The sequence below is a fragment of the Paenibacillus sp. DCT19 genome (assembly GCF_003268635.1).
Classification (GTDB): domain Bacteria; phylum Bacillota; class Bacilli; order Paenibacillales; family Paenibacillaceae; genus Paenibacillus.
This window is the reverse complement of record NZ_CP029639.1, coordinates 2502801-2524087: the sequence shown is the minus strand read 5'-3', so window position 1 is coordinate 2524087 and position 21287 is coordinate 2502801. Positions and strand designations below refer to the sequence as shown.

Genomic DNA, 21287 nt, shown 5'->3' with positions numbered 1-21287 from the left:
ATTCTGTTACTGGGATTCGTTCTTGTCTGAACCAATATCGCCAAGTAGCTTCTCAATCCGGCTACCATAAGCGATGGATTCGTCGATCTTGAATATCAACTCGGGAACGTGGCGGAACCGGATACGCTTGCCCAGCTCTGAACGCAAAAATCCATTTGCTTTTTCCAGAGCTTTGAGCGAGTTATCCTTCTGTTCCTGTTCACCGAAGACACTCAGATAAACTTTGGCTTGCGACAAGTCGCCAGTTACTTCAACTCCCGTTACGGTAATAAAACCGATCCGTGGATCTTTCAGTTCTGACTGGATGAGCACACTCAATTCTTTCTTGATCTGCTCGCCCACTCTACCTGTACGAATCTTAGCCATTGTTGTTCACCTCATGCTTCCTTGCTTATCGTTGTACAGTCTCCATTACGAAAGCTTCGATAACGTCGCCTTCTTTGAGATCGTTGTAGTTATCCAGGGTGATACCGCACTCGTAGCCTTGAGCTACTTCTTTAGCATCATCTTTGTAACGTTTCAGGGAATCCAGCTTACCTTCATAAAGGACAATGCCATCACGAATCAAGCGTGCTTCCGCAGAACGTGTAATTTTACCCGAAGTAACCATACAACCTGCAATGGTTCCGACTTTACTAATTTTGAATGTGCTACGAACTTCTGCGTGACCGATAACATTTTCTTTGTAGATTGGATCAAGCATACCTTTCATCGCTTGTTCAATCTCTTCGATTACGCTATAGATGACACGATGCAGACGAATGTCTACTTGTTCTTGATCTGCTGTGATTTTCGCTTGGTTATCTGGACGAACGTTGAAACCAATCACGATGGCATTAGATGCAGCTGCCAAGATGATATCGGATTCTGTGATTGCACCAGCACCGCTGTGAATGATCTTCACGCGCACACCTTCAACCTCGATTTTAGCAAGGGAACCTTTCAATGCTTCAACCGAACCTTGCACGTCACCTTTAATGATTACGTTCAAGTCTTTGATTTCACCGTCTTTGATGTGTTGGAACAGATCATCCAGCGTTACACGAGTGTTTGTACCCAGATCGGATTCACGTTGCGTAATCGCACGTTTGTCGGCGATGGAACGAGCTTTACGCTCATCTTCAAACACCATAAACGGATCACCCGCACCTGGAACCTCAGTCAAACCTGTGATTTCAACAGGCGTTGATGGGCCTGCTTCTTTTAATCTGCGGCCTTTGTCATTGACCATCGCACGTACACGACCGAAGCAGTTACCTGCTACGAACGCATCTCCGACTTTCAATGTACCGTGCTGTACGAGGATACGTGCAACTGGGCCACGTCCTTTATCCAGCTCGGCTTCGATCACTGTACCACGGGCACGTTTGTCCGGGTTCGCTTTGTATTCATTCACCTCTGCAACGAGCAAGATCATCTCAAGCAGACCTTCCAAACCGATTCTTTGTTTCGCAGAAACGTTAACAAAGATCGTGTCTCCGCCCCATTCTTCTGGAACGAGTTCGTAGTTAGTCAACTCTTGCTTCACTTTATCCGCATCTGCACCTGGCTTATCGATTTTGTTAACAGCAACGATAATAGGTAGACCTGCCGCTTTGGCATGGTTGATTGCCTCAACTGTTTGTGGCATTACACCATCATCAGCTGCTACGACGATAATCGTAATATCCGTCACTTGAGCTCCACGTGCACGCATCGCTGTGAACGCTTCGTGACCCGGAGTATCGAGGAACGTAATTTTTTTGTTGTTAATTTCAACTTGATAAGCACCGATATGCTGCGTAATACCGCCAGCTTCGCCGCCCGTTACGTTCGTAGAACGAATCGCATCAAGCAATGTTGTTTTACCATGGTCAACGTGACCCATGATCGTTACAACTGGAGGACGGGATTGAAGATCTGCTGGATCATCATTCTCTTCTACCGTTTCGAAACGATCATCTTCAAGCACAATCTTCACTTCAACCTCAACGCCGAATTCGCCTGCAAGCAGAAGAATCGTGTCAATATCGAGTTCTTGGTTGATTGTAGCCATAACGCCCATGCCGATGAGTTTTTTGATAACTTCGGAAGCATCTTTGTGAAGCAGCTTCGCAGTTTCACCTACAGTCATGTCACCGCGAACGATGATTTTCTTAGGCGTGTTATCAATTTTCTCACGTTGTTGGTACTGTTGTTGATTTCTGTTGCGATTGTTTTTTCCGCCACGGTTACCACGGAAGTTACCGCCACGGTTGTCATCATAACGACGACCGCCGCCACCGCTATTTGAACGGTTACCGCTGTTATTGTTACTACCCGAATTGCCTTGTCCGCCTCTGCGTTGGCCTTGGCCTTGCCCTTGGCTTTGACCTTGGCCGCCAGTACGGTTGCCACCAGTGCCACCACTGTTTGGTCCACCACTTCTTGCTTGACCGCCACCGCTATTGTTTGGACGTTGTTGTCCTGAACCTTGCGGACGGGATGAAGTACTGCTTTGTCCGCCTTGAGCTGGTCTTGGACGGTTATTCGATTGTCCTCCCTGGCTGGAGCCTTGGGAAGAATTGGTTCTGTTGCGGCTATCTTGGCCGCTAGGTCTTTGGGAGCCATTGTTATTGTTGGAATTTGGTCTGTTGTTCATACCTACCTGCTTTTCCTGTTGTATTTTTGTTAGTACGGGACTACCGGATGAATTACTGTTACTCGGCGTGTTCGCTCCGCCGGCCGGCTTGTTGTTGTCCACTGTTTTGTCACTACCCACTGCGGAAGTAGCAACCTGTTTTGCTTCATTACTTTGTTTAGAGGCTGCAGTGGATTTTATATCTTTAAAAAATTGTTCCACCTTACCCACTGATCCATTCTCCATGACACTCATATGATTGTTTACGGGAATATCCAGCTTTTTAAGAATGGTTATAATTTCTTTACTACTCATATTTAGGGACTTCGCATATTCATAAACCCGCAATTTATCCTTGTTTTCCTGTTTACTCAATATACTCCACCTCCGACATTATACCGACTTGCTTGGAGATCATTTTTGCAAACCCACGGTCCGTTACTGCAAGGACAACCCGCGTTTCTTTACCGATACTTGAACCTAAACTATCACGGTCAAATCCGATTACTAGAGGAACTTTATATGTTCCGCATTTGTCGCGAAATTTCTTTTGTGTATTGGCCGAGGCGTCGCCCGCAACAATAACCATCTTAGCTTCGGAAGAACGGATTGCTTTGAGCACAATTTCTTCACCTGTAACAAGTTTGCCTGCACGCATGGAAAGTCCTAGATAAGACAACGTCTTATTACTCATCTTCTTCACGCTCCTGTGCAGCCTTGAATGCATCCTCTACCTTAATAAAGTCTGCAGCCAATTGCTCATAAATTTCCGGTGAAACCTTGCCTTTTAGCGCCCGATCCAAAGACCGGTTTTTAAGTGCAAGCTTAAAACAGGATTCCTTACCGCATAAATAAGCACCACGTCCGGATTTTTTGCCAGTTAAATCGATCAGCACTTCATCCTCTGGCGTCTTAACGATTCGGATTAGTTGCTTTTTAGGCATCATTTCCTGACACGCCACACATTTGCGCAGCGGTACTTTTTTGGTTTTCATACGTTAACGCCCCCCCGTGCTTTACTTTAGTCGACGGAGACGGAATCTTGATGCATTTCCGAAGAAGAATCTTTTTCTCTGCCGAATTCCTGTTCCGCCTGGCTCTCGCTCTTAATGTCGATTTTCCAGCCGGTCAGCTTGGCTGCCAATCGGGCATTTTGACCTTTGATCCCGATTGCGAGGGACAGTTGATAGTCCGGAACGATAACCCGAGCCATCTTTTCTTCCTCAAACACTTGAACTTCCAACACCTTGGAAGGACTCAGTGCATTAGCCACATATTCGTCCACCTGATCGGAGTAACGAACAATGTCAATTTTTTCACCGCGCAGCTCACCCACAATGGTCTGCACGCGCATCCCTTTAGGGCCTACGCATGATCCAACTGGATCTACTTCCTCATTACGGGAATGCACAGCGATTTTGGAGCGGAAGCCCGCTTCACGCGCAACGGATCTAATCTCAACCACACCGTCGAAAATTTCAGGAACTTCCAGTTCAAAGAGGCGTTTCAACAAGCCCGGGTGTGTACGGGACAAAATGATTTGCGGCCCTTTGGTCGTATTCTCGACCTTGGTGATGTAAGCTTTAATACGATCACCATGAACAAATTTCTCGTTTGGCATCAATTCGGTCAGCGGTAAAGCCGCTTCGATTTTGCCCAGATCGATGTAGATATTGCGCAAATCCTGACGCTGCACTACTCCCGTCACGATATCCTCTTCCTTATCAACGAAAGCGTTGTAGATCAGGCCACGTTCGGCTTCACGAATCCGCTGGGTCACTACCTGTTTGGCAGTTTGTGCGGCGATACGGCCAAAATCGCGTGGCGTTACTTCGATCTCCGCAATATCTTCCAGCTGGAAGTGTGGGTTGATTTCTCGTGCAGCAGGCAATGAAATTTCGGTACGTGAATCAAGAACTTCCTCCACGATCAGTTTGCGAGCATATACCCGGATAACCCCAGTATTGCGGTTCATATCAACACGCACGTTCTGAGCGGTGTTGAAATTCCGCTTGTAGCTGGAGATCAGGGCTGCCTCGATCGCTTCAAACAGCACATCCTTACTGATCCCTTTTTCACGCTCCAACTCATTCATTGCTTCAATAAAATCCATACTCATGAATGTTGATCCCCCTTTCAAACATGGCATCTCATACGTAAAACGGCGAAAGGCTCTGAACTCCTGAGCACCTTGCCGTTATCGTGAGATGTGTCTTTTTCATTAATAAAGTGAACAAGGCACTTAAAACAAAATAGCTAGGCGCGCACTGGCAACCTTTTCGTAAGAAACGGCATGCTGTTTCTTGCCTGCTTCGATGACAAGCTCCCCGTTATCAAAGGAAAGCAATTTGCCTTCGAATTCCTTCATTCCATTCACCGGCTCGTAGGTTGTCACAAAGACATTTTTGCCTACGGCTTTGGCAACATCCGCCGCTTTTTTCAGTGGACGTTCCGCACCGGGAGAAGACACTTCAAGGAAATAGACGGTTGGAATCGGATCGTTCTCATCCAGCTTGGCGCTCAGCTTTTCGCTGATCAAGACGCAATCGTCGATGTCGATGCCACCTTCTTTGTCGACATACACCCGTAAAAACCAGTTGCTGCCTTCTTTGACGTATTCGATGTCAACCAGCTCGAAGCCTTGTTCATTCAAGTAGGGTTGGATCATTTCTTCCACGGTATCTTTAATGTTCGTTGTGCTCAAAACCGATAACCTCCAACTTAGGTTACACCAGCATCATCGCTGGCAGATGATTAAATACCCAAGATTCTTGTATACCAAAGACTAAAGAGTGGGTTTCCCCACTCTTCAGAAATTCGTACTATCTCGTTCACTTCAAAAATTATAACATAGTCTGGTAATAGTGACAAGTAAGCGATCTTTAAGGCAAATTACACACTAATGAAGAAAAAATTACGAGTTGACCTTAACCATGTTTGCCCCAGTAAAGACTACATTAGAAAAGAGAGAGTTGATTGCTCTCAGGAAGACCCCGGAAACAACCCATACTGGACAACAGTTCGACAATCGTTTTAGATGCCTTAGACTTCTGCTGGAAGTCCTCAATCGACAGGAACTCACCATGATCTCTGGCACCTGCGATATTACGCGCAGCATTGTCACCAATTCCTGCCAAAGCGGAGAACGGAGGAATCAATGAGGTTCCATCAACAATGAACTTCGTTGCTTCTGAGCGATAGAGGTCGATCGGCTTCAGCGAGAATCCACGAGCTGTCATCTCGAGCGCCATCTCAAGAATTGGCAGCATGTTTTTTTCTTTTGGTGGTGCTTGGAATCCTAATTGTTCAATTTCTACGATCTTCTTATAGATCGCTTCATACCCCTGACATACCAGTCCAATGTCAAACTCATCTGCGCGTACTGTAAAGTATGTCGCATAATACTCAATGGGGTGATAAAGCTTGAAGAACGCGGTACGAACTGCGGAAATAACATAAGCAGCCGCGTGAGCTTTAGGGAACATGTACTGGATCTTGAGACAAGAATCAATGTACCATTGCGGCACTTTACAATTTTTCATCTCATCAATCCATTCCTGCGGCAAACCTCTACCCTTACGCACACTTTCCGTAATTTTAAAGGCCAAGCTTGCATCCATGCCAGCCTTATAAATGAGGAACAACATGATATCATCTCGACATCCAATTACGGTTTTGATATTACATGTTCCGTTTTTGATGAGATCCTGTGCGTTACCTAACCATACTCCCGTTCCGTGAGACAGACCAGAAATCTGCAGCAAATCGGCAAATGAAGTCGGCTGAGATTCAATTAACATCTGACGCACAAATTTCGTTCCCATCTCCGGTACTCCAAATGTGGCAACAGGGGAACGAATCTGTTCAGGTGATACGCCAAGAGCTTCTGTAGAGTTGAACATACTCATGACTTTCGGATCATTCATCGGAATTGTTGTTGGATCGATTCCTGTCAAATCCTGCAACATCCGCATCATTGTCGGATCATCGTGACCTAAGATATCAAGCTTCAACAAATTTTCTTCGAAAGCATGATAGTCAAAGTGTGTCGTTTTCCACTCTGCGGTAACATCATCTGCTGGGTACTGTACTGGAGTTACATCTTCAACTTCAATGTAATCTGGTACTACGACAATCCCACCGGGGTGCTGTCCAGTGCTCCGTTTTACGCCCGTACATCCTGAAGCTAAGCGATTCAGCTCTGCTCCGCGCCATTTCTTATGATGCTCTTCCTCGTATTTCTTGGCAAATCCAAATGCAGTCTTCTCAGCTACGGTACCGATGGTTCCAGCACGGAATACACTTTTCTCACTAAATAGTACCTTGGTATAGTTATGTGCATGTGGCTGGTAATCCCCTGAGAAGTTCAAGTCGATATCGGGAACCTTATCCCCTTTAAATCCAAGGAAGGTCTCAAACGGAATATCTTGCCCTTCACCTTTCAGCGTGTTTCCGCAATCCGGACACTCCTTCTCAGGAAGGTCAAACCCGCTTCGAACACTCCCGTCAAGGAACCACTCACTGTGTTTACATTCCGAATTTATACAGATGTAATGCGCAGGCAATGGATTAACCTCAGAGATGCCGAGGAACGTAGCAACAACCGATGAACCAACCGAGCCCGAGAACCTACAAGATAACCATCCTGGTTCGACTTTTTAACCAACCGTTCCGATATGAGATAGTTGGCAGAGAAACCGTATTTAATAATCGGGATCAGTTCTTTTTCCAATCGTGCGATAATGACCTCTGGTAAATCTTCTCCATAGATTGACTTCGCCGTATTATAGCAGGTGTTACGAATTTCTTCGTCCGCACCTTCCAGAATTGGTGTGAACAGCTTGTCCGGGAACAGCTTGATTTCTTCAAAACGGTCAGCAAGTTCAACCGTATTGGTCACAACAACCTCGTAGGCTTTATCTTGACCTAGGAACTTGAACTCTTCCAGCATTTCATCCGTTGTTCTCAAGTGGGCATCTGGCTTGCGCTGATCTTTCAACGGGCTAAATCCCGTAATGCCGTGAATCGTAATATCACGATATAGCTTGTCACGTGGCTCCAAGTAGTGAACATTGCCTGTGGCAATAACAGGTTTCTCCTGCTTCGCACCGATATTAATGACTTTCTGTATCGCTGTTTTGATCTCTTCTGGGGTCGCAACTAGCCCTTTATCAACGAGGTGCATGTACATCGTCAGAGGTTGAATCTCCAGAATGTCATAAAACTCTGCAATCTCCTCAGCTTCTTCAAGCGATTTGTTAAGCACTGCTTCGAAGAACTCACCTTTTTCACAGCCAGACAAGATAATCAGACCTTCGCGTAAATTGACTAGTTTGGATTTAGGAATGCAGGGCACCCGTTTAAAATGCTCTGTATGAGAGAGAGAAACCAATTTATAGAGATTTTTCTTACCAATATCATTCAGTGCATATATTCCACAATGGAATGGACGTGTATTCGATAGATCCACACCAACATAATCATTCAGTCGATCAAGCATCGTTAGCCCTTTTAACTGAGCGGCATCATTCACCAACCCATTAAGAATACCTGCGAGCGCAATTGTATCATCAATTGCTCGGTGATGGCTTTCAAGGGCCACTTTATATTTATCTGCGAGTGTATTAAGACGGTGGTTTTTCATTTTTGGATACAACAATCTTGCGAGTTCCAGCGTATCAAGCACTGGATTCGTTAACTCAGGCATACCCAATTGTTTTAACGAAGCCTGGATAAAGCCCATATCAAAACGTGCGTTATGAGCGACCAGAATGCCATCTCCTGCAAATTTCACAAAGTCTTGGATGACAGGTTCGAGTTCCGGAGCGTCTTTCACCATCTCATCATTGATGTTGGTCAACTGCTGGATGTTATATGGAATTCGTTCATGCGGATTCACAAACGTAGCAAAACGATCAATCTCCTTGCCATCTTCCACCTTCACTGCTGCAATCTCAATGATTTTGTTCTGAGTTACAGAGAGACCGGTGGTCTCAATATCAAAAACGATATACGTTGAGGCCCTGAGATCCAATGGCTGAGGATTCAAAACGACGGCCACAGAATCATTCACTACATTGGCTTCTAGTCCATAGATCATTTTAATCCCGTTTTTCTTAGCTGCTTTTGCTGCCTCCGGGTATACCTGAACACCACCATGATCACTCACAGCAATGGCTTTATGTCCCCACTCTGCTGCGGTTTTCACATACTTATCAATGGAGGTCACAGCATCCATCGTACTCATGGTAGAGTGCAAATGGAATTCCACCCGTTTCTCGGCAGCTTTATCCTTGCGGGATGGCGGTGCCTTTACTTCAACCAAGTCTGAAGGAATCATTGCAAGTTCAGGGATCTGCATGAAACGGTCATATTCAACACGACCACGTACTTTCACCCATTTCCCATTCGCCAACAAACTTAGAATTCGCACATCTTCTTTTGTTTTCGCAAACATTTTCATTTGCATGGAATCCGTAAAGTCTGTCAGATAGAAGGTGAACAACGTATTACCATTACGCAATTCCTTGCGATCCAGACCAAAAATCGTCCCTTGCAAGGTGACCTTCTTCTCTTCATCCTGAATTTCCTGCATCGGAACAGCGGGTTCTTTGATGTCATATCCCATCTGCAGACGGACATCCCCTTGCTCTTCTTCTTCAGGCATTTCAGGTTCTACCTCACTCATCATCTTCTCAATGACCTGACGCTCTTCTTCCTGTTTTTTAAGCTGGAACTGTTCTAATGCTTCTTTGTTGCTCTCCATCTGACCTACTTTCATTTTGACTTTCAGCGGTGTATGGAAATACTTCTCATAAAAACGGGTAATTGCTTGATCAATTTGCTTCTTCTTCGCAAGCTCCATCGATGTTGCATCACTCATGGTCAATTGCAATAAGTCCGCTTCACATTCAAATTTGGTACGGCTCATCCAGCCATTAACCGATGGAATTTCACGAGCAACCCATTCAAGGAACAAATTCCAGTACTCACTCACTATATCTGTAGACAAAACGGAATCACTATACTTAAAGCCAAACGAAATTTTGGCAATATGGTTCATTTTCTCCTGAATATGCAGGCAGAATGTACGATAGATCGGAGCAGGCACCAAGGTATCCTTGGCAATCAAAATAGTCCAGTCTCGATTACTACGGCTTGTTTCCACCTGTTCAATCCAACCATCCATAAAATAAGGCTCCACCAGCCCTGCCGGAAGATCCGTCTGTTTCATCAATAATTCAAATCTTTTTCTCTTCTCCTCGAATCCACTCATAATGTTCCTCCTCGTTGCCCCTCAAAGCATGAAAAGCCTCTGTAATCAAAAATGTCCCCGATCCGAACGGCACCGACTCATTTTATCCGACAGAAGCTTTTCATTCCTACCTTAACCAGCAAACAACCTTTTGCTAGATTGAAATTATGTTTTCATAATTTCAATGCCAATATGACGAAGCCCGTGTTACTTAGTAGGCTCTTGCAAATACGACGGTATGTTGTGCTTTTTCTCCACAAGCCAGGCACGTATGTTTTTCTTCTGCAGGCTGGAACGGGATGTTCCGGCTTGTAGCGCCCGTTACTTCTCTTACTTTATCTTCGCACGCTTCTGAGCCGCACCATCCTGCTAGCGTGAAACCACGTTTATTCTCCATTAGCTCTTTCATCTCATCCAATGTATCTACCGAATAGAAGTTGTCCGACATAAATGTACGTGCACGCGCCAACATATCGGCTTGAACTTGTGCCAGCATCGTTTGAATTTCTTCAACCAGGTTAGCCTGCTCAACAACTTTCTTCTCACCTGTAATCCGAGATACAAGAACACAAACGCCGTTTTCCATATCGCGTGGCCCGATCTCAAGACGAATTGGAACACCACGCATCTCATACTCGTTGAACTTCCATCCAGGGCGTACATCGCTACGGTCATCCATTTTGACACGAACCCCAGCTTGTTTTAATTCAGCAAATAACTCATCCGCACGGCCTACAACAGCATCACGTGTTTTTGGCGGTCCAATCGGAATCATAACCACTTGCGTAGGCGCTACTTTAGGCGGCAGCACTAAACCACGATCATCACCATGTACCATAATCAACGCACCAATGAGACGAGTACTTGTTCCCCATGAAGTCGTATGAGCAAGCTCCAACTCATTGTTACGGCTAAGATATTGAATTTCAAAAGCTTTTGCAAAGTTTGTTCCCATATAGTGAGATGTACCAGCTTGCACCGCACGGCCATCTTTCATCATCGCTTCAATCGAGAAGGTATCTACCGCACCGGCAAACTTCTCCGATTTTGTTTTCTGTCCTGTAATGACCGGAATCGCAAGGTATTCTTCAACTACTTCACGATAAATTTCAAGCATTTTCATCGTTTCCTCGCGTGCTTCTTCTTCCGTCTCATGTGCAGTATGTCCTTCTTGCCACAAGAACTCACTTGTCCGAAGGAATGGCAACGTTCTTTTCTCCCAACGCACAACGTTAGCCCACTGATTGATCAGGACTGGTAAGTCACGATAAGACTGAATCCACTTGGAGTACATGTGACCGATAATCGTTTCAGATGTAGGGCGGATTGCAAGACGCTCTTCCAGCTTCTCTCCTCCAGCTTCGGTAACCCAAGGCAGTTCAGGGTTAAAGCCTTCTACGTGCTCTTTTTCTTTTTGGAAAAAGCTCTCTGGGATAAACATTGGGAAGTATGCATTCCGGTGACCCGTTTCACGGAAACGGCGATCCATTTCGTCTTTGATATGTTCCCAAATCTCGAATCCGTCAGGTTTAAAAACAATACACCCACGAACTGGAGAATAATCCATCAAATCTGCTTTTTTGATTACATCAATGTACCAACGAGAGAAATCTTCACTTTGTGGTGTAATTTCAGTTACAAACTGTTTTTCATTTTCCTTTGACATAAGACTCCAGCGTCCTCCCATTACGACTACCTCCGATTTACCAGAAGATAGTCAAACCATATTATCCGTTAATTAAACGTAGTATATCATTATATGTTACAGCAAGCATCAGTACAAACAACATCGCAAACCCAATAAAGTGAACCATGCCTTCACGATTCGGGTCAACCGGTCTGCCCCGCAGTGCCTCAATTCCTAAAAACACAAGACGGCTGCCATCCAACGCCGGAATCGGTAACAGGTTAAAGATCCCTAGGTTAATACTGATCATTGCACTCCAGTATAATAAACGATCAATCCCCGATTTAGCGATTTCACCCGTTAACTCAATAGTTCTGACTGGGCCACCAATATCATCAAGCGCGAAGTTTTGTACGAGCTGTTGAAGGCCTTTGAAAATTAATTTGGATGTTTCAATGGTATATTTGCCAGATAGCGTGAAGGTTTCCACAAAACCAGCTTGTCTTGTAGGAAATCCTAAGGAGATCCCTACTTTACCACCTTCCTGGCCAGGCAATGATGTCGGAGTAACCGAAACGTCAAGTTCCTTCCCATCACGAATCACTGTCCAGTTCATAGCCTGATCCTTCGACTCAGAGATGGAAGCAATGACCTGTTGTTGGTCAACTCCAACTGGCGTACCATTAATACTCTTAATGATATCTCCCTCTTTAAATCCAGCCTTCTCCGCAGGCGTATTTGCTGAAACATCAGCTATTTTTATGTAGGAGGGATTCTCGACAGGAACACCACTTACTTGAACAAATATTGCAAACAACACAAATGCTAGAATAAAGTTCATCATCGGGCCGGCAAAAATAGCCAAGGCTCGCTGTCCAACGGTTTTACTGCTAAACCAACGATCTTTAGGCGCGATTTGCATGCTAGCATTTTTGTTCACAATAATAGCCTGAGGATGCACATCATAGGTCATGCGCTCTCCGTCAACATCAAGTTCAATTTTAAGGGCTGTTTCCAGGTCTATTTGCAAAACTTCACCTTTGATTACATTCTTGTATTTTTCAAGATTGCTCGTGAAGATTTTCTCAACCTTATCGTCCTTAATTCTAACACATATCGTTTGTCCTACATCAATCCCCGTAGTATCCGGATCTTCACCAGCCATTCTTGCATATCCACCAAAAGGAAGCAGACGGAACGTGAATTGAGTCTCACCCTTCTTATATGAAAACATTTTAGGACCAAATCCAATTGCAAATTCACGAACCAAAATGCCAGCACGCTTCGCAAAATAATAGTGGCCCCATTCATGAATAGCTACAATAACAAAGAACATCATGAATATATAGAACGCGATTTTAAGAGTCTCCAACAAACACTACACCTCCTTAACTTATTATGCATGCTCTAGAATAACATTATTCTTAATTAAATACCAAGAAGTTTTTTAAGTCCCAGTAAACGCACCAAGTACTGGAATCTCCAATGAAAGAACAGAAGGAATATCAGGATTATGTAGTCGCAGTACCCCATATCGTATGCCTGCTAGCCCCGTCATCAGTCCTAATTGGAAGTCTTTCGTCGAAATACTATTATACTTCAAGCATATTTCAACGCCAAGTTCTTGTAGTAAACATACGTTTAGAGTACGACCTTTAGAATGAGATTCGCCAGCAGCATTTGATAATTACCGCTAGCACAGGAGACATGAATAAATTGTACTCCACAAATGCTCTGTTTTTAATAATACAACATAATGATCATGATAGCGATTTTCAGAGGTATGGCCTTTAGAGTTAGTAGGATGGTTGACATAAAAAGGTCACCCCTTAGATCAGCCATCGATCTTAAAAGTGACCTTTTCGCTTACTATTTCATTTTAGCTAAACTATCGCAGTCTATTATGCAATACATCCTACCGTTTTACATGAAAGGACAGACTCGCAAAAAAGAAGTGTGCATCCAAATCAGCGTTTAGAATCGCAGCTCGTTGGCTACCTTACGAGAGATTTCATCAGCATTCATTATCTCTTCTAAACTCGGATTTTGAATGTTGATATGTTTTTCCAGGATCTTCTCAATCGTATACTCTATTTGTAAAAAAGAGATGTCGCCTTTTAAAAATCTCGCTACAGCAATTTCATTTGCCGCATTGAACGCAGTTGGTGCAGTTCCTCCCATTTTGCCAGACTCATATGCCATTCTTAAACAAGGGAAGCGCTCCATATCCATCTCACGGAAATTCAGCTTGCCCACTTGAGCTAAGGATAGGCGTGTAGCCTGTGACGGTAGGCGATCTGGATAAGTTAAAGCGTACTGAATAGGTACACGCATATCTGGATTACCTAACTGAGCAATAATACTCGTATCCTCAAACTCAACAAATGAGTGAATAATGCTCTCGGGGTGGAGCACTACATTAATCTGATCGTATGGAAGTCCAAATAACCAATGTGCCTCAATAACTTCAAGTCCTTTATTCACCATTGTTGCTGAATCGATCGTAATTTTGGAACCCATAGACCAGTTTGGATGTTTTAGCGCATCCTCTACAGAGACCTCTTTCAGTTGTTCGCGCGTTAAATCGCGGAAAGATCCTCCGGAAGCTGTAAGTGTAATTCCCAGCAATTGCTCACGTTTTTCTCCATTTAAACATTGGAAAATTGCAGAGTGTTCACTATCTACAGGCAGGAGCGAAACTCCCTTTGCTGCTGCTTTGGAGGTAACGATATGCCCTGCTGTAACTAAGGTCTCTTTGTTCGCTAATCCGATCTGTTTCCCAGCTTCAATGGCAGCTAGTGTCGATTCTAGCCCCAGACTTCCCACTACAGCTGTCACAACCGTATCCGCCTCTGTTCCTGCAGCAATTTCGACTAATCCTTCTTTACCGTGAAAAACCTGCGTTCCTGTAGGAATTAAGGGTGCAATATAGTCTGCCAGTTCTTTGGAGCCAACAGAAACTTTCTTCGGCTTGTAACGCTTCGTTTGCTCAATAAGCAACTCCACATTCCCACCTGCAGCAAGTCCTTCCACTTGAAATAACTCAGGATGCATATCTACTACATCAAGGGTCTGTGTTCCAATTGAGCCCGTTGACCCAAGGATCGCAATTTTTTTCATGCTGCACCTCATCTTCATTTATCCAATGCAGTTGTAATGAATGATCACTCATTACAACTGTCTTGTTTGCACAATTAATAGGGAAGTAGCATCAGTATATGTATGAACGGAAAAACGACGATCCAGCTGTCGCACCGATCCAAAATGCCACCATGTCCCGGAAGTAAAGTACCGGAATCCTTGATATTATAAACCCGCTTGTATGCAGATTGAATGAGATCTCCCATTTGACCTACAACAGCACAGGCGACCCCAATCAATATAGCTCTCGGCCAAGAGAGCAAACCGTCGGATACCCCTGCAAAAACGACCGCGGTTATAACTGCAATGATGATACCACCTAATGCACCTTCCACTGTTTTGTTAGGACTAATTGAAGGCCATAATTTGTTTTTGCCCATCATTTTGCCGACGAAATAGGCGCCTGCATCACTTGCCCAAATTGAGCCTAGCAATAGGAAAGTCCAGAATAATCCATGTTGAAGATGTCTTGATTCAGCAATGTAATAAAAGCCAATACCGATGTACAACACCCCAAGAAAGAGCATAGCAACGGTATTAACCGGAATTTTATTTTTGGTTATCACCGATGCTGTCATTAATAGCAACATCACAAGCCAGCCGATCTGAAACAGAGTCAGCGGTCTGGCTTCCCATACCATTTCCCAAGGAAATACAAGCGAAAAAACGCCTACGTATCCAATTAGAGCTACACCCGAAAAAGGCTGTACTCCTGTCATTTTCACAAACTCATAATAACCGATGAGAGCCATCACTAATACCAAGCCATGATACCAAGGTCCGCCTAGCAAGCAAAAACCCAAAAACAAAACACCTGCTATTATTCCTGTCGTTAATCGCTGTTTCAACGGCTTCATCCTCCATCTATTTCAAACCGCCGTAACGCCTTGTTCTGCGCTGATATTCGGCTACTGCTTCAATCAAATGCTGCTTGCCAAATTCGGGCCAGTATATATCCGTAAACCATAGTTCACTATAAGCAAGTTGCCAGAGCATGAAATTGCTGAGTCTCAGCTCACCGCTTGTTCGAATCAACAGATCCGGGTCAGGCATATCACTCGTTAACATGTGTCTGTCGATGAGCTCTGGTGTAATATCCTCTGCAGACAGTTCCCCCGACTGAACCTGTAGAGCTATTTTTTTAACACAGTCTGTCATTTCTCTGCGGCTTCCATAATTCATTGCAAAGTTTAGTACCAGACCCGTGTTGTGTTCTGTAAGACGTATGGCTTCACGCAAAGCGTTAATGGTATGAGAAGGTAAATGTTCCTCCTGACCCATCATCCGAATCTGCACGTTCTTTTCGATAAGCTCATCCAGCTCAATCGCCAAAAACTCTTGCGGAAGTCGCATCAGAAAATCCACTTCTTCTTTTGGACGCGTCCAGTTTTCTGTCGAAAAAGCATACATCGTCAGATATTTGATGCCCAGTTCATCCGCCGCGATGGTCGCACGTTTGACTGCCTTCATCCCATTCTGATGTCCAGCTATGCGCGGAAGGCCGAGACGTTTGGCCCATCGTCCATTTCCGTCCATAATAATAGCTACATGCTGCGGGATATTATCCTCGGATATAGTCAGCGTTTCCTGCTTTTCAGCCCCATTCCACCACGACCGAACCCGTTTGATCATTCCTGTTCCTCCAAAATCCCTGAAGTTTCTTCACCTGAAGCTTAAAAAAGAGACAAAACCCCACCGGATCGGAGGGGCTGCGCTTGTCTTACACTTCCATGATTTCTTTTTCTTTGGCAGCGAGTACCTTATCGACTTCAGCGATGAATTTATCTGTCGATTTTTGGATATCGTCTTGATGTCTCCGGGACTCGTCCTCAGAAATATCTGACTTCTCCATTTTTTTGATATCATCGTTAGCATCACGGCGAATGTTACGAATCGCCACTTTGCCCTCTTCACCAAACTTTTTAGTCAGCTTTACAAGCTCCGCTCTGCGCTCTTCCGTAAGTGGTGGAATAGACAGACGAATCATGGTGCCGTCGTTTGCTGGTGTAAGACCAAGATCCGATTTCATGATCGCACGCTCGATATCACTCATGGATGACTTATCCCATGGTTGGATCATCAGTGTGCGTGTATCCGGCGTACTGATATTAGCAAGCTGATTAAGTGGTGTCATTGCACCATAATACTCTACCTGAACCCGATCCAGAAGAGCTGGAGTAGCACGCCCTGCACGCAAAGTGGCAAGATCACGTCGTAACGCTTGAATTGCTTTTTCCATACGTTCTTCGGCATGTTTTTTAACCGCTTGTGGCATTAATCTACACTCCCTTTAACGATTGTTCCGATGCGTTCACCTAGAACAACACGCTTGATGTTACCTTGTTCAGTAATAGCAAAGACGATCAACGGAATGTTGTTATCCTTACACAGTGAGGATGCCGTCGAATCCATTACACCAAGGTCTTTGTTGAGGATATCCATATAAGTCAACTGATCAAATTTCACAGCTGTGCTGTCCTTAAATGGATCGGCTGAATAAACACCATCCACTTTATTCTTAGCCATCAAGATGACTTCTGCTTCGATCTCCGCTGCGCGCAGTGCTGCTGTTGTATCTGTGGAGAAGAACGGGTTGCCTGTACCTGATGCAAAAATAACGACCCGACCTTTCTCAAGATGACGAATAGCTCTACGACGAATGTAAGGCTCTGCAATTTGTTGCATAGCAATAGATGTTTGTACCCGTGTAGGGACTTCAATCTGTTCCAATGCGTCTTGCAGTGCCAGCGAGTTCATTACTGTCGCCAGCATGCCCATGTAATCTGCAGTTGCTCGATCGATGCCATTTTCGCTACCCGCAATGCCGCGCCAGATGTTTCCGCCGCCACACACAATAGCAACCTGCACACCTAGTTCAACAACTTCTTTTACTTGTTGCGCAATGGACGAGATCGTCTCTGCATCAATACCATAGCCATTTTGACCGGAAAGAGACTCTCCGCTGACTTTTAAGACAACACGTTTAAATACTGGCTGTTCCAATTGTTCACCCTCCACTTTAAATTGAACACCCTGCGGCATCCAACCAACAAAACTTCTCGCGCACGGCCTCCTGCTTAAAAAGAAAGGAACACAGTAGTGTTCCGCTCTTTTAGGAAAAACGTTCAACCGGTAAGGCACTGTTTTCCTGAGATATAAGGGAGTTTGCGCTTCGAAGTTTCATCATTCTTATATCTTCGAAAATCCATCCTAATTGCCGGTTTGAAAAACCGTCTTATTTGTTTACTTGGGACATTACTTCTTCTACGAAGTTATCAACTTTTTTCTCAAGACCTTCACCCAGTTCGTAACGAACGAAACGACGGATGGAGATATTTTCACCAATTTGGCTGATTTTTTCATTCAGCAATTGGGAAATTGTTTTGTCTGGATCTTTAACAAATGTTTGTTCCATCAGGCAGTATTCTTCGTAGTATTTACCGATACGGCCTTCAACCATTTTTTCAATGATTTTTTCTGGTTTACCTTCATTAAGAGCTTGAGCTTTCAAGATTTCTTTTTCTTTTTCCAGCTCATCTGTAGGAACTTCTTCGCGAGTAACATATTTAGGATTAGCTGCAGCGATTTGCATAGCTACGTCTCTAACAAAATCCTTAAATTGATCTGTTTTACCAACGAAGTCAGTTTCGCAGTTAACTTCAACCAAGACACCGATACGTCCGCCAGCGTGGATGTAAGATTCTACAGCGCCTTCAGTAGCTGCACGACCTGCTTTGCTTGCTGCTGCAGAAAGACCTTTTTCACGCAACAATTCAGCCGCTTTCGTTACATCACCGTTTGCTTCTTCCAGTGCTTTTTTACAATCGAGCATACCAGCGCCCGTTCTTTCGCGAAGTTCTTTTACTGCACTCGCATTAACTGCCATTATAAATTCCCTCCAAATTAAGTATTGTACGTACACTCTAAAAAAAGGGCAGTGAGAGGTTATCCACCTACCAACCACCCTTTTCATTTAATTCATGAATTATGTTCGAAACTATTAAGCGGAAGTTTCTTCGCCTTGGTTAGCTTCGATAACAGCGTCAGCCATTTTACCTGTCAGCAATTTAACAGCGCGGATCGCGTCGTCATTACCCGGGATAACATAATCGATCTCGTCTGGATCGCAGTTAGTATCAACGATACCAACGATTGGGATACCCAATTTGCGAGCTTCAGCAACAGCGATACGCTCTTTGCGTGGATCGATGATGAACAGGGCGCTTGGCAGGCCTTTCATATTTTTAATACCGCCCAAGAATTTCTCAAGACGATCTTTTTCTTTGCGAAGCAAGATAACTTCTTTTTTAGGCAATACACCGAAAGTACCGTCTTCTTCCCAAGCTTCCAACTGTTTCAAACGATCAATACGTTTTTGAATAGTTGAGAAGTTAGTCAGGGTACCACCCAACCAACGTTGGTTAATGTAGAACTGACCAGCGCGTTCAGCTTCTTCTTTAACGGAATCTTGAGCTTGTTTCTTAGTACCAACGAAAAGAATAGTACCATTCTCGCCTGCGATTCCTTTAACGAAGTTGTAAGCCTCTTCGACTTTTTTCACTGTCTTTTGCAAGTCAATGATATAAATTCCGTTTCTTTCAGTGAAGATATAACGATCCATTTTTGGGTTCCAACGACGTGTTTGGTGACCGAAGTGTACCCCAGCTTCGAGAAGCTGCTTCATGGAGATTACTGCCATCTTCACACACCTCCTAGTATGGTTTTTATTGTGTCCTCCGCCGGCATCATTTTTCGCCAAGACTCTCCAGCAAGGAAAGCACCCTTAACGAAATTAGCACATGCGTGTGTTTTAACACCGTTATCTAATATAGCACAAACGCCTAATCGTTGCAACTATTTTTCAAACAAAATACGATATTTTCAGCATATTATTCTGAACTATACCAAGCCTGGATGCAAACAGACATAGGAACAATGAATCTCAGTCAAATTATAAAGAACCGTCCTGCCTGAAGCTCTCAGCGTGACGGTTCTTTGGTAATTTTGGCGATAATGGATTTAAAGCTTTCGCCTTTTTCCAGCGCATATGTGCCTACTTGTATTTTGGTGTTGATTCGTTCGGCACGGCCTGCTCGGATGAACGCTTCCGCATCGTCCACAATGCCCAATTTCTCCAAATTCTCTGCTACCATAGCCAGACTATTTCCTGAACGGACTTTGAACGATACGGTAGCACCTTTAGGCGTAACTGGAGTTGAGAGGTCCGTTGATTTGGGCTGATTAACTTGTGTCTCTTTGTCAGAAGATGTAGGCTTTTCAGGGTTCGTAGGTGTGCTTGGTGTCACTGCTGTCTCCGTATCCTTAGGAGGTTCTGCTGTAGTTCCTTGTAGCTCACTGCTCTCCTGCTTTTTCTTCTGCACCCATTCTGTTTCGGTAAGTAACTCTTCATCCGGATCCACGAGTCTCATGTCCAAATTCTTCGCAGCCTCTTCCAATTGTTCTTTCGTTAAATCTGCAACGACTTGATCAGTAACCAAAGCGCTATCTGATAAGGCATTCTGTCCTACTGTAGCCAGCTGCAGCAGAATAGCTCCAACGATCATGCCACTTCCAAGTCCGATCCATAAGGAGCGCTTGTCCATCCTTTAGCTCTCCTCCCGTTCTGCGAGTTGAAGTATTAATTGAACTTCCCCACGCTGTATACCTGTTTGCTTCGTAATTGCGTCAATTGACTTACCCTCTGCATATAAACTAAAGAGTTCTGCATATCGATCTTTGATCGACTCGCCAACAGTTGGCGTTGCTTCGTCAGACGGCTGGTTTTCCACTTCAGCAACTGACTCAGCTGCCTCCACTTTTACGCTCTCTAACAGCCCTTGAGCCTGAAGTCCATTAGTACTGTTTATGGTAGACAGATGGGCAACTGAATTGGGTTCAACCGCCTTGCTCTGCTCTAATTGCTCAAGACGTTTTTGCATCTCTTCCAGTTGCAACTGCATACGCTGATCGGCAGCTGTAGCCTCCCCCTTCATTTCAGCAACACGCTGAATGAGGGCGTCATTATCGCTTTCCATCTCAGTCATATAGTGTTCAAGCGTGGATTCCATCTCCTGCACCAGTTGATTCCCGTGCTCCTGTGACTTGTCTTTCTTAGGCATAATCAATGCATATGCAATTGCACAGGCACCTAATATGACAATAATAATCCATGGTGACAAATTCGGTTCTCTCCTTTTGATGCAGCAGTCGATGCGCAAGACTTCTTCTCTATGCAAATTTCTATTAGTTCTTCACTTCATAATCAAAAGCAACTTATGGTGCTTTTTCATCTGAGCTACGTTTATAAAGAAAAATCAATATGTTTTCCTTTGTATGGGTGTTCAGCCGGTTTAATGTTCTCTTGAGCCTCAGAGGATTCTGCTGCCTGTGAGCCATTTTTCTGCTCAGCAACATTACTATGATCATCACGTAATGCAGCATTAGCTGTTTCATCCATCGCTTCACTTCGATGTCTGGCCGCCTCAGCTTCCTTGGCTGTTTGCTCTGCGAGTAAGCTCTGGTCAATGACCGGCCGCTGCTGAGTTTCATTTTGATAACGACCGGCCTCACTCGTTCTTGGTACGGCAATCTGCAACTCAACCGCTTTGAAACTCATACGCTCACCTCACGGTTTCGAATGGATTCTTGATCTGCTTGAATGCTGT

General features: G+C 44.4%; 18 protein-coding genes and 1 pseudogene. All 19 read right to left on the bottom strand.

Annotated elements, in window-relative coordinates:
* Nucleotides 1-6 precede the first annotated feature (6 nt).
* Nucleotides 7-366: a 30S ribosome-binding factor RbfA gene (gene rbfA / locus DMB88_RS11345; RefSeq protein ID WP_056700664.1), complete on the bottom strand. Its 360-nt coding sequence runs from the start codon at nt 364-366 to the stop codon at nt 7-9.
* Between the two features lie 25 nt (nt 367-391).
* On the bottom strand, nt 392-2974 hold the full coding sequence (gene infB / locus DMB88_RS11340) for a translation initiation factor IF-2 (RefSeq protein WP_128101430.1): 2583 nt from the start codon (nt 2972-2974) through the stop codon (nt 392-394).
* Nucleotides 2967-3293 (bottom strand): L7Ae/L30e/S12e/Gadd45 family ribosomal protein, encoded by a 327-nt coding sequence (locus DMB88_RS11335; RefSeq protein ID WP_174715283.1) that lies wholly within the window; start codon nt 3291-3293, stop codon nt 2967-2969. The genes infB and DMB88_RS11335 overlap by 8 nt, the downstream gene beginning before the upstream one ends.
* Entirely contained in the window at nt 3286-3594 is a 309-nt protein-coding gene (locus tag DMB88_RS11330) for an RNase P modulator RnpM (RefSeq protein ID WP_128101428.1), read from the bottom strand. The genes DMB88_RS11335 and DMB88_RS11330 overlap by 8 nt, the downstream gene beginning before the upstream one ends.
* A 26-nt stretch (nt 3595-3620) precedes the next feature.
* Nucleotides 3621-4718, bottom strand: coding sequence for a transcription termination factor NusA (gene nusA / locus DMB88_RS11325; RefSeq protein WP_128101427.1), 1098 nt, complete (start codon nt 4716-4718; stop codon nt 3621-3623).
* 123 nt (nt 4719-4841) lie between these two features.
* Nucleotides 4842-5303 (bottom strand): ribosome maturation factor RimP, encoded by a 462-nt coding sequence (rimP, locus tag DMB88_RS11320; RefSeq protein WP_128101426.1) that lies wholly within the window; start codon nt 5301-5303, stop codon nt 4842-4844.
* 253 nt (nt 5304-5556) lie between these two features.
* A pseudogene (locus tag DMB88_RS11315) lies at nt 5557-9875 on the bottom strand (PolC-type DNA polymerase III).
* 190 nt (nt 9876-10065) lie between these two features.
* Entirely contained in the window at nt 10066-11520 is a 1455-nt protein-coding gene (gene proS, locus DMB88_RS11310; protein WP_128101425.1) for a proline--tRNA ligase, read from the bottom strand.
* Nucleotides 11521-11581: 61 nt separating this feature from the next.
* Entirely contained in the window at nt 11582-12853 is a 1272-nt protein-coding gene (rseP, locus tag DMB88_RS11305) for an RIP metalloprotease RseP (protein WP_128104409.1), read from the bottom strand.
* A 602-nt stretch (nt 12854-13455) separates the two neighbouring features.
* Nucleotides 13456-14601, bottom strand: coding sequence for a 1-deoxy-D-xylulose-5-phosphate reductoisomerase (locus tag DMB88_RS11300; RefSeq protein ID WP_128101424.1), 1146 nt, complete (start codon nt 14599-14601; stop codon nt 13456-13458).
* Between the two features lie 74 nt (nt 14602-14675).
* Nucleotides 14676-15470: a phosphatidate cytidylyltransferase gene (locus DMB88_RS11295; RefSeq protein WP_128101423.1), complete on the bottom strand. Its 795-nt coding sequence runs from the start codon at nt 15468-15470 to the stop codon at nt 14676-14678.
* 16 nt (nt 15471-15486) lie between these two features.
* Nucleotides 15487-16254, bottom strand: coding sequence for an undecaprenyl pyrophosphate synthase (locus tag DMB88_RS11290; protein WP_128101422.1), 768 nt, complete (start codon nt 16252-16254; stop codon nt 15487-15489).
* A gap of 88 nt (nt 16255-16342) precedes the next feature.
* Nucleotides 16343-16897 carry a ribosome recycling factor gene (gene frr / locus DMB88_RS11285; protein ID WP_128101421.1) on the bottom strand — a complete coding sequence of 185 codons (555 nt, stop codon included), beginning with the start codon at nt 16895-16897 and terminating at the stop codon, nt 16343-16345.
* Nucleotides 16897-17625, bottom strand: coding sequence for a UMP kinase (gene pyrH / locus DMB88_RS11280; protein WP_056701161.1), 729 nt, complete (start codon nt 17623-17625; stop codon nt 16897-16899). Before pyrH ends, frr begins: the two co-directional genes overlap by 1 nt.
* A 232-nt stretch (nt 17626-17857) precedes the next feature.
* On the bottom strand, nt 17858-18508 hold the full coding sequence (gene tsf, locus DMB88_RS11275) for a translation elongation factor Ts (RefSeq protein ID WP_056700641.1): 651 nt from the start codon (nt 18506-18508) through the stop codon (nt 17858-17860).
* 114 nt (nt 18509-18622) lie between these two features.
* On the bottom strand, nt 18623-19321 hold the full coding sequence (gene rpsB, locus DMB88_RS11270) for a 30S ribosomal protein S2 (protein WP_128101420.1): 699 nt from the start codon (nt 19319-19321) through the stop codon (nt 18623-18625).
* A 280-nt stretch (nt 19322-19601) separates the two neighbouring features.
* Nucleotides 19602-20225: an endolytic transglycosylase MltG gene (locus tag DMB88_RS11265; protein ID WP_128101419.1), complete on the bottom strand. Its 624-nt coding sequence runs from the start codon at nt 20223-20225 to the stop codon at nt 19602-19604.
* A 3-nt stretch (nt 20226-20228) separates the two neighbouring features.
* Complete coding sequence (locus tag DMB88_RS11260) at nt 20229-20801, bottom strand: hypothetical protein (protein ID WP_128101418.1); 573 nt, start codon at nt 20799-20801, stop codon at nt 20229-20231.
* 122 nt (nt 20802-20923) lie between these two features.
* Nucleotides 20924-21238 carry a hypothetical protein gene (locus DMB88_RS11255; RefSeq protein WP_128101417.1) on the bottom strand — a complete coding sequence of 105 codons (315 nt, stop codon included), beginning with the start codon at nt 21236-21238 and terminating at the stop codon, nt 20924-20926.
* Nucleotides 21239-21287 lie beyond the last annotated feature (49 nt).

Excerpts from the sequence above, each read along its gene's own strand:
- rbfA (WP_056700664.1), bottom strand. The coding sequence starts at position 366 with ATGGCTAAGATTCGTACAGGTAGAGTGGGCGAGCAGATCAAGAAAGAA.
- DMB88_RS11335 (WP_174715283.1), bottom strand. The coding sequence starts at position 3,293 with ATGAGTAATAAGACGTTGTCTTATCTAGGACTTTCCATGCGTGCAGGC.
- DMB88_RS11330 (WP_128101428.1), bottom strand. The coding sequence starts at position 3,594 with ATGAAAACCAAAAAAGTACCGCTGCGCAAATGTGTGGCGTGTCAGGAA.
- nusA (WP_128101427.1), bottom strand. The coding sequence starts at position 4,718 with ATGAGTATGGATTTTATTGAAGCAATGAATGAGTTGGAGCGTGAAAAA.
- proS (WP_128101425.1), bottom strand. The coding sequence starts at position 11,520 with ATGTCAAAGGAAAATGAAAAACAGTTTGTAACTGAAATTACACCACAA.
- DMB88_RS11300 (WP_128101424.1), bottom strand. The coding sequence starts at position 14,601 with ATGAAAAAAATTGCGATCCTTGGGTCAACGGGCTCAATTGGAACACAG.
- DMB88_RS11290 (WP_128101422.1), bottom strand. The coding sequence starts at position 16,254 with ATGATCAAACGGGTTCGGTCGTGGTGGAATGGGGCTGAAAAGCAGGAA.
- frr (WP_128101421.1), bottom strand. The coding sequence starts at position 16,897 with ATGCCACAAGCGGTTAAAAAACATGCCGAAGAACGTATGGAAAAAGCA.
- tsf (WP_056700641.1), bottom strand. The coding sequence starts at position 18,508 with ATGGCAGTTAATGCGAGTGCAGTAAAAGAACTTCGCGAAAGAACGGGC.
- rpsB (WP_128101420.1), bottom strand. The coding sequence starts at position 19,321 with ATGGCAGTAATCTCCATGAAGCAGCTTCTCGAAGCTGGGGTACACTTC.
- DMB88_RS11265 (WP_128101419.1), bottom strand. The coding sequence starts at position 20,225 with ATGGACAAGCGCTCCTTATGGATCGGACTTGGAAGTGGCATGATCGTT.
- DMB88_RS11255 (WP_128101417.1), bottom strand. The coding sequence starts at position 21,238 with ATGAGTTTCAAAGCGGTTGAGTTGCAGATTGCCGTACCAAGAACGAGT.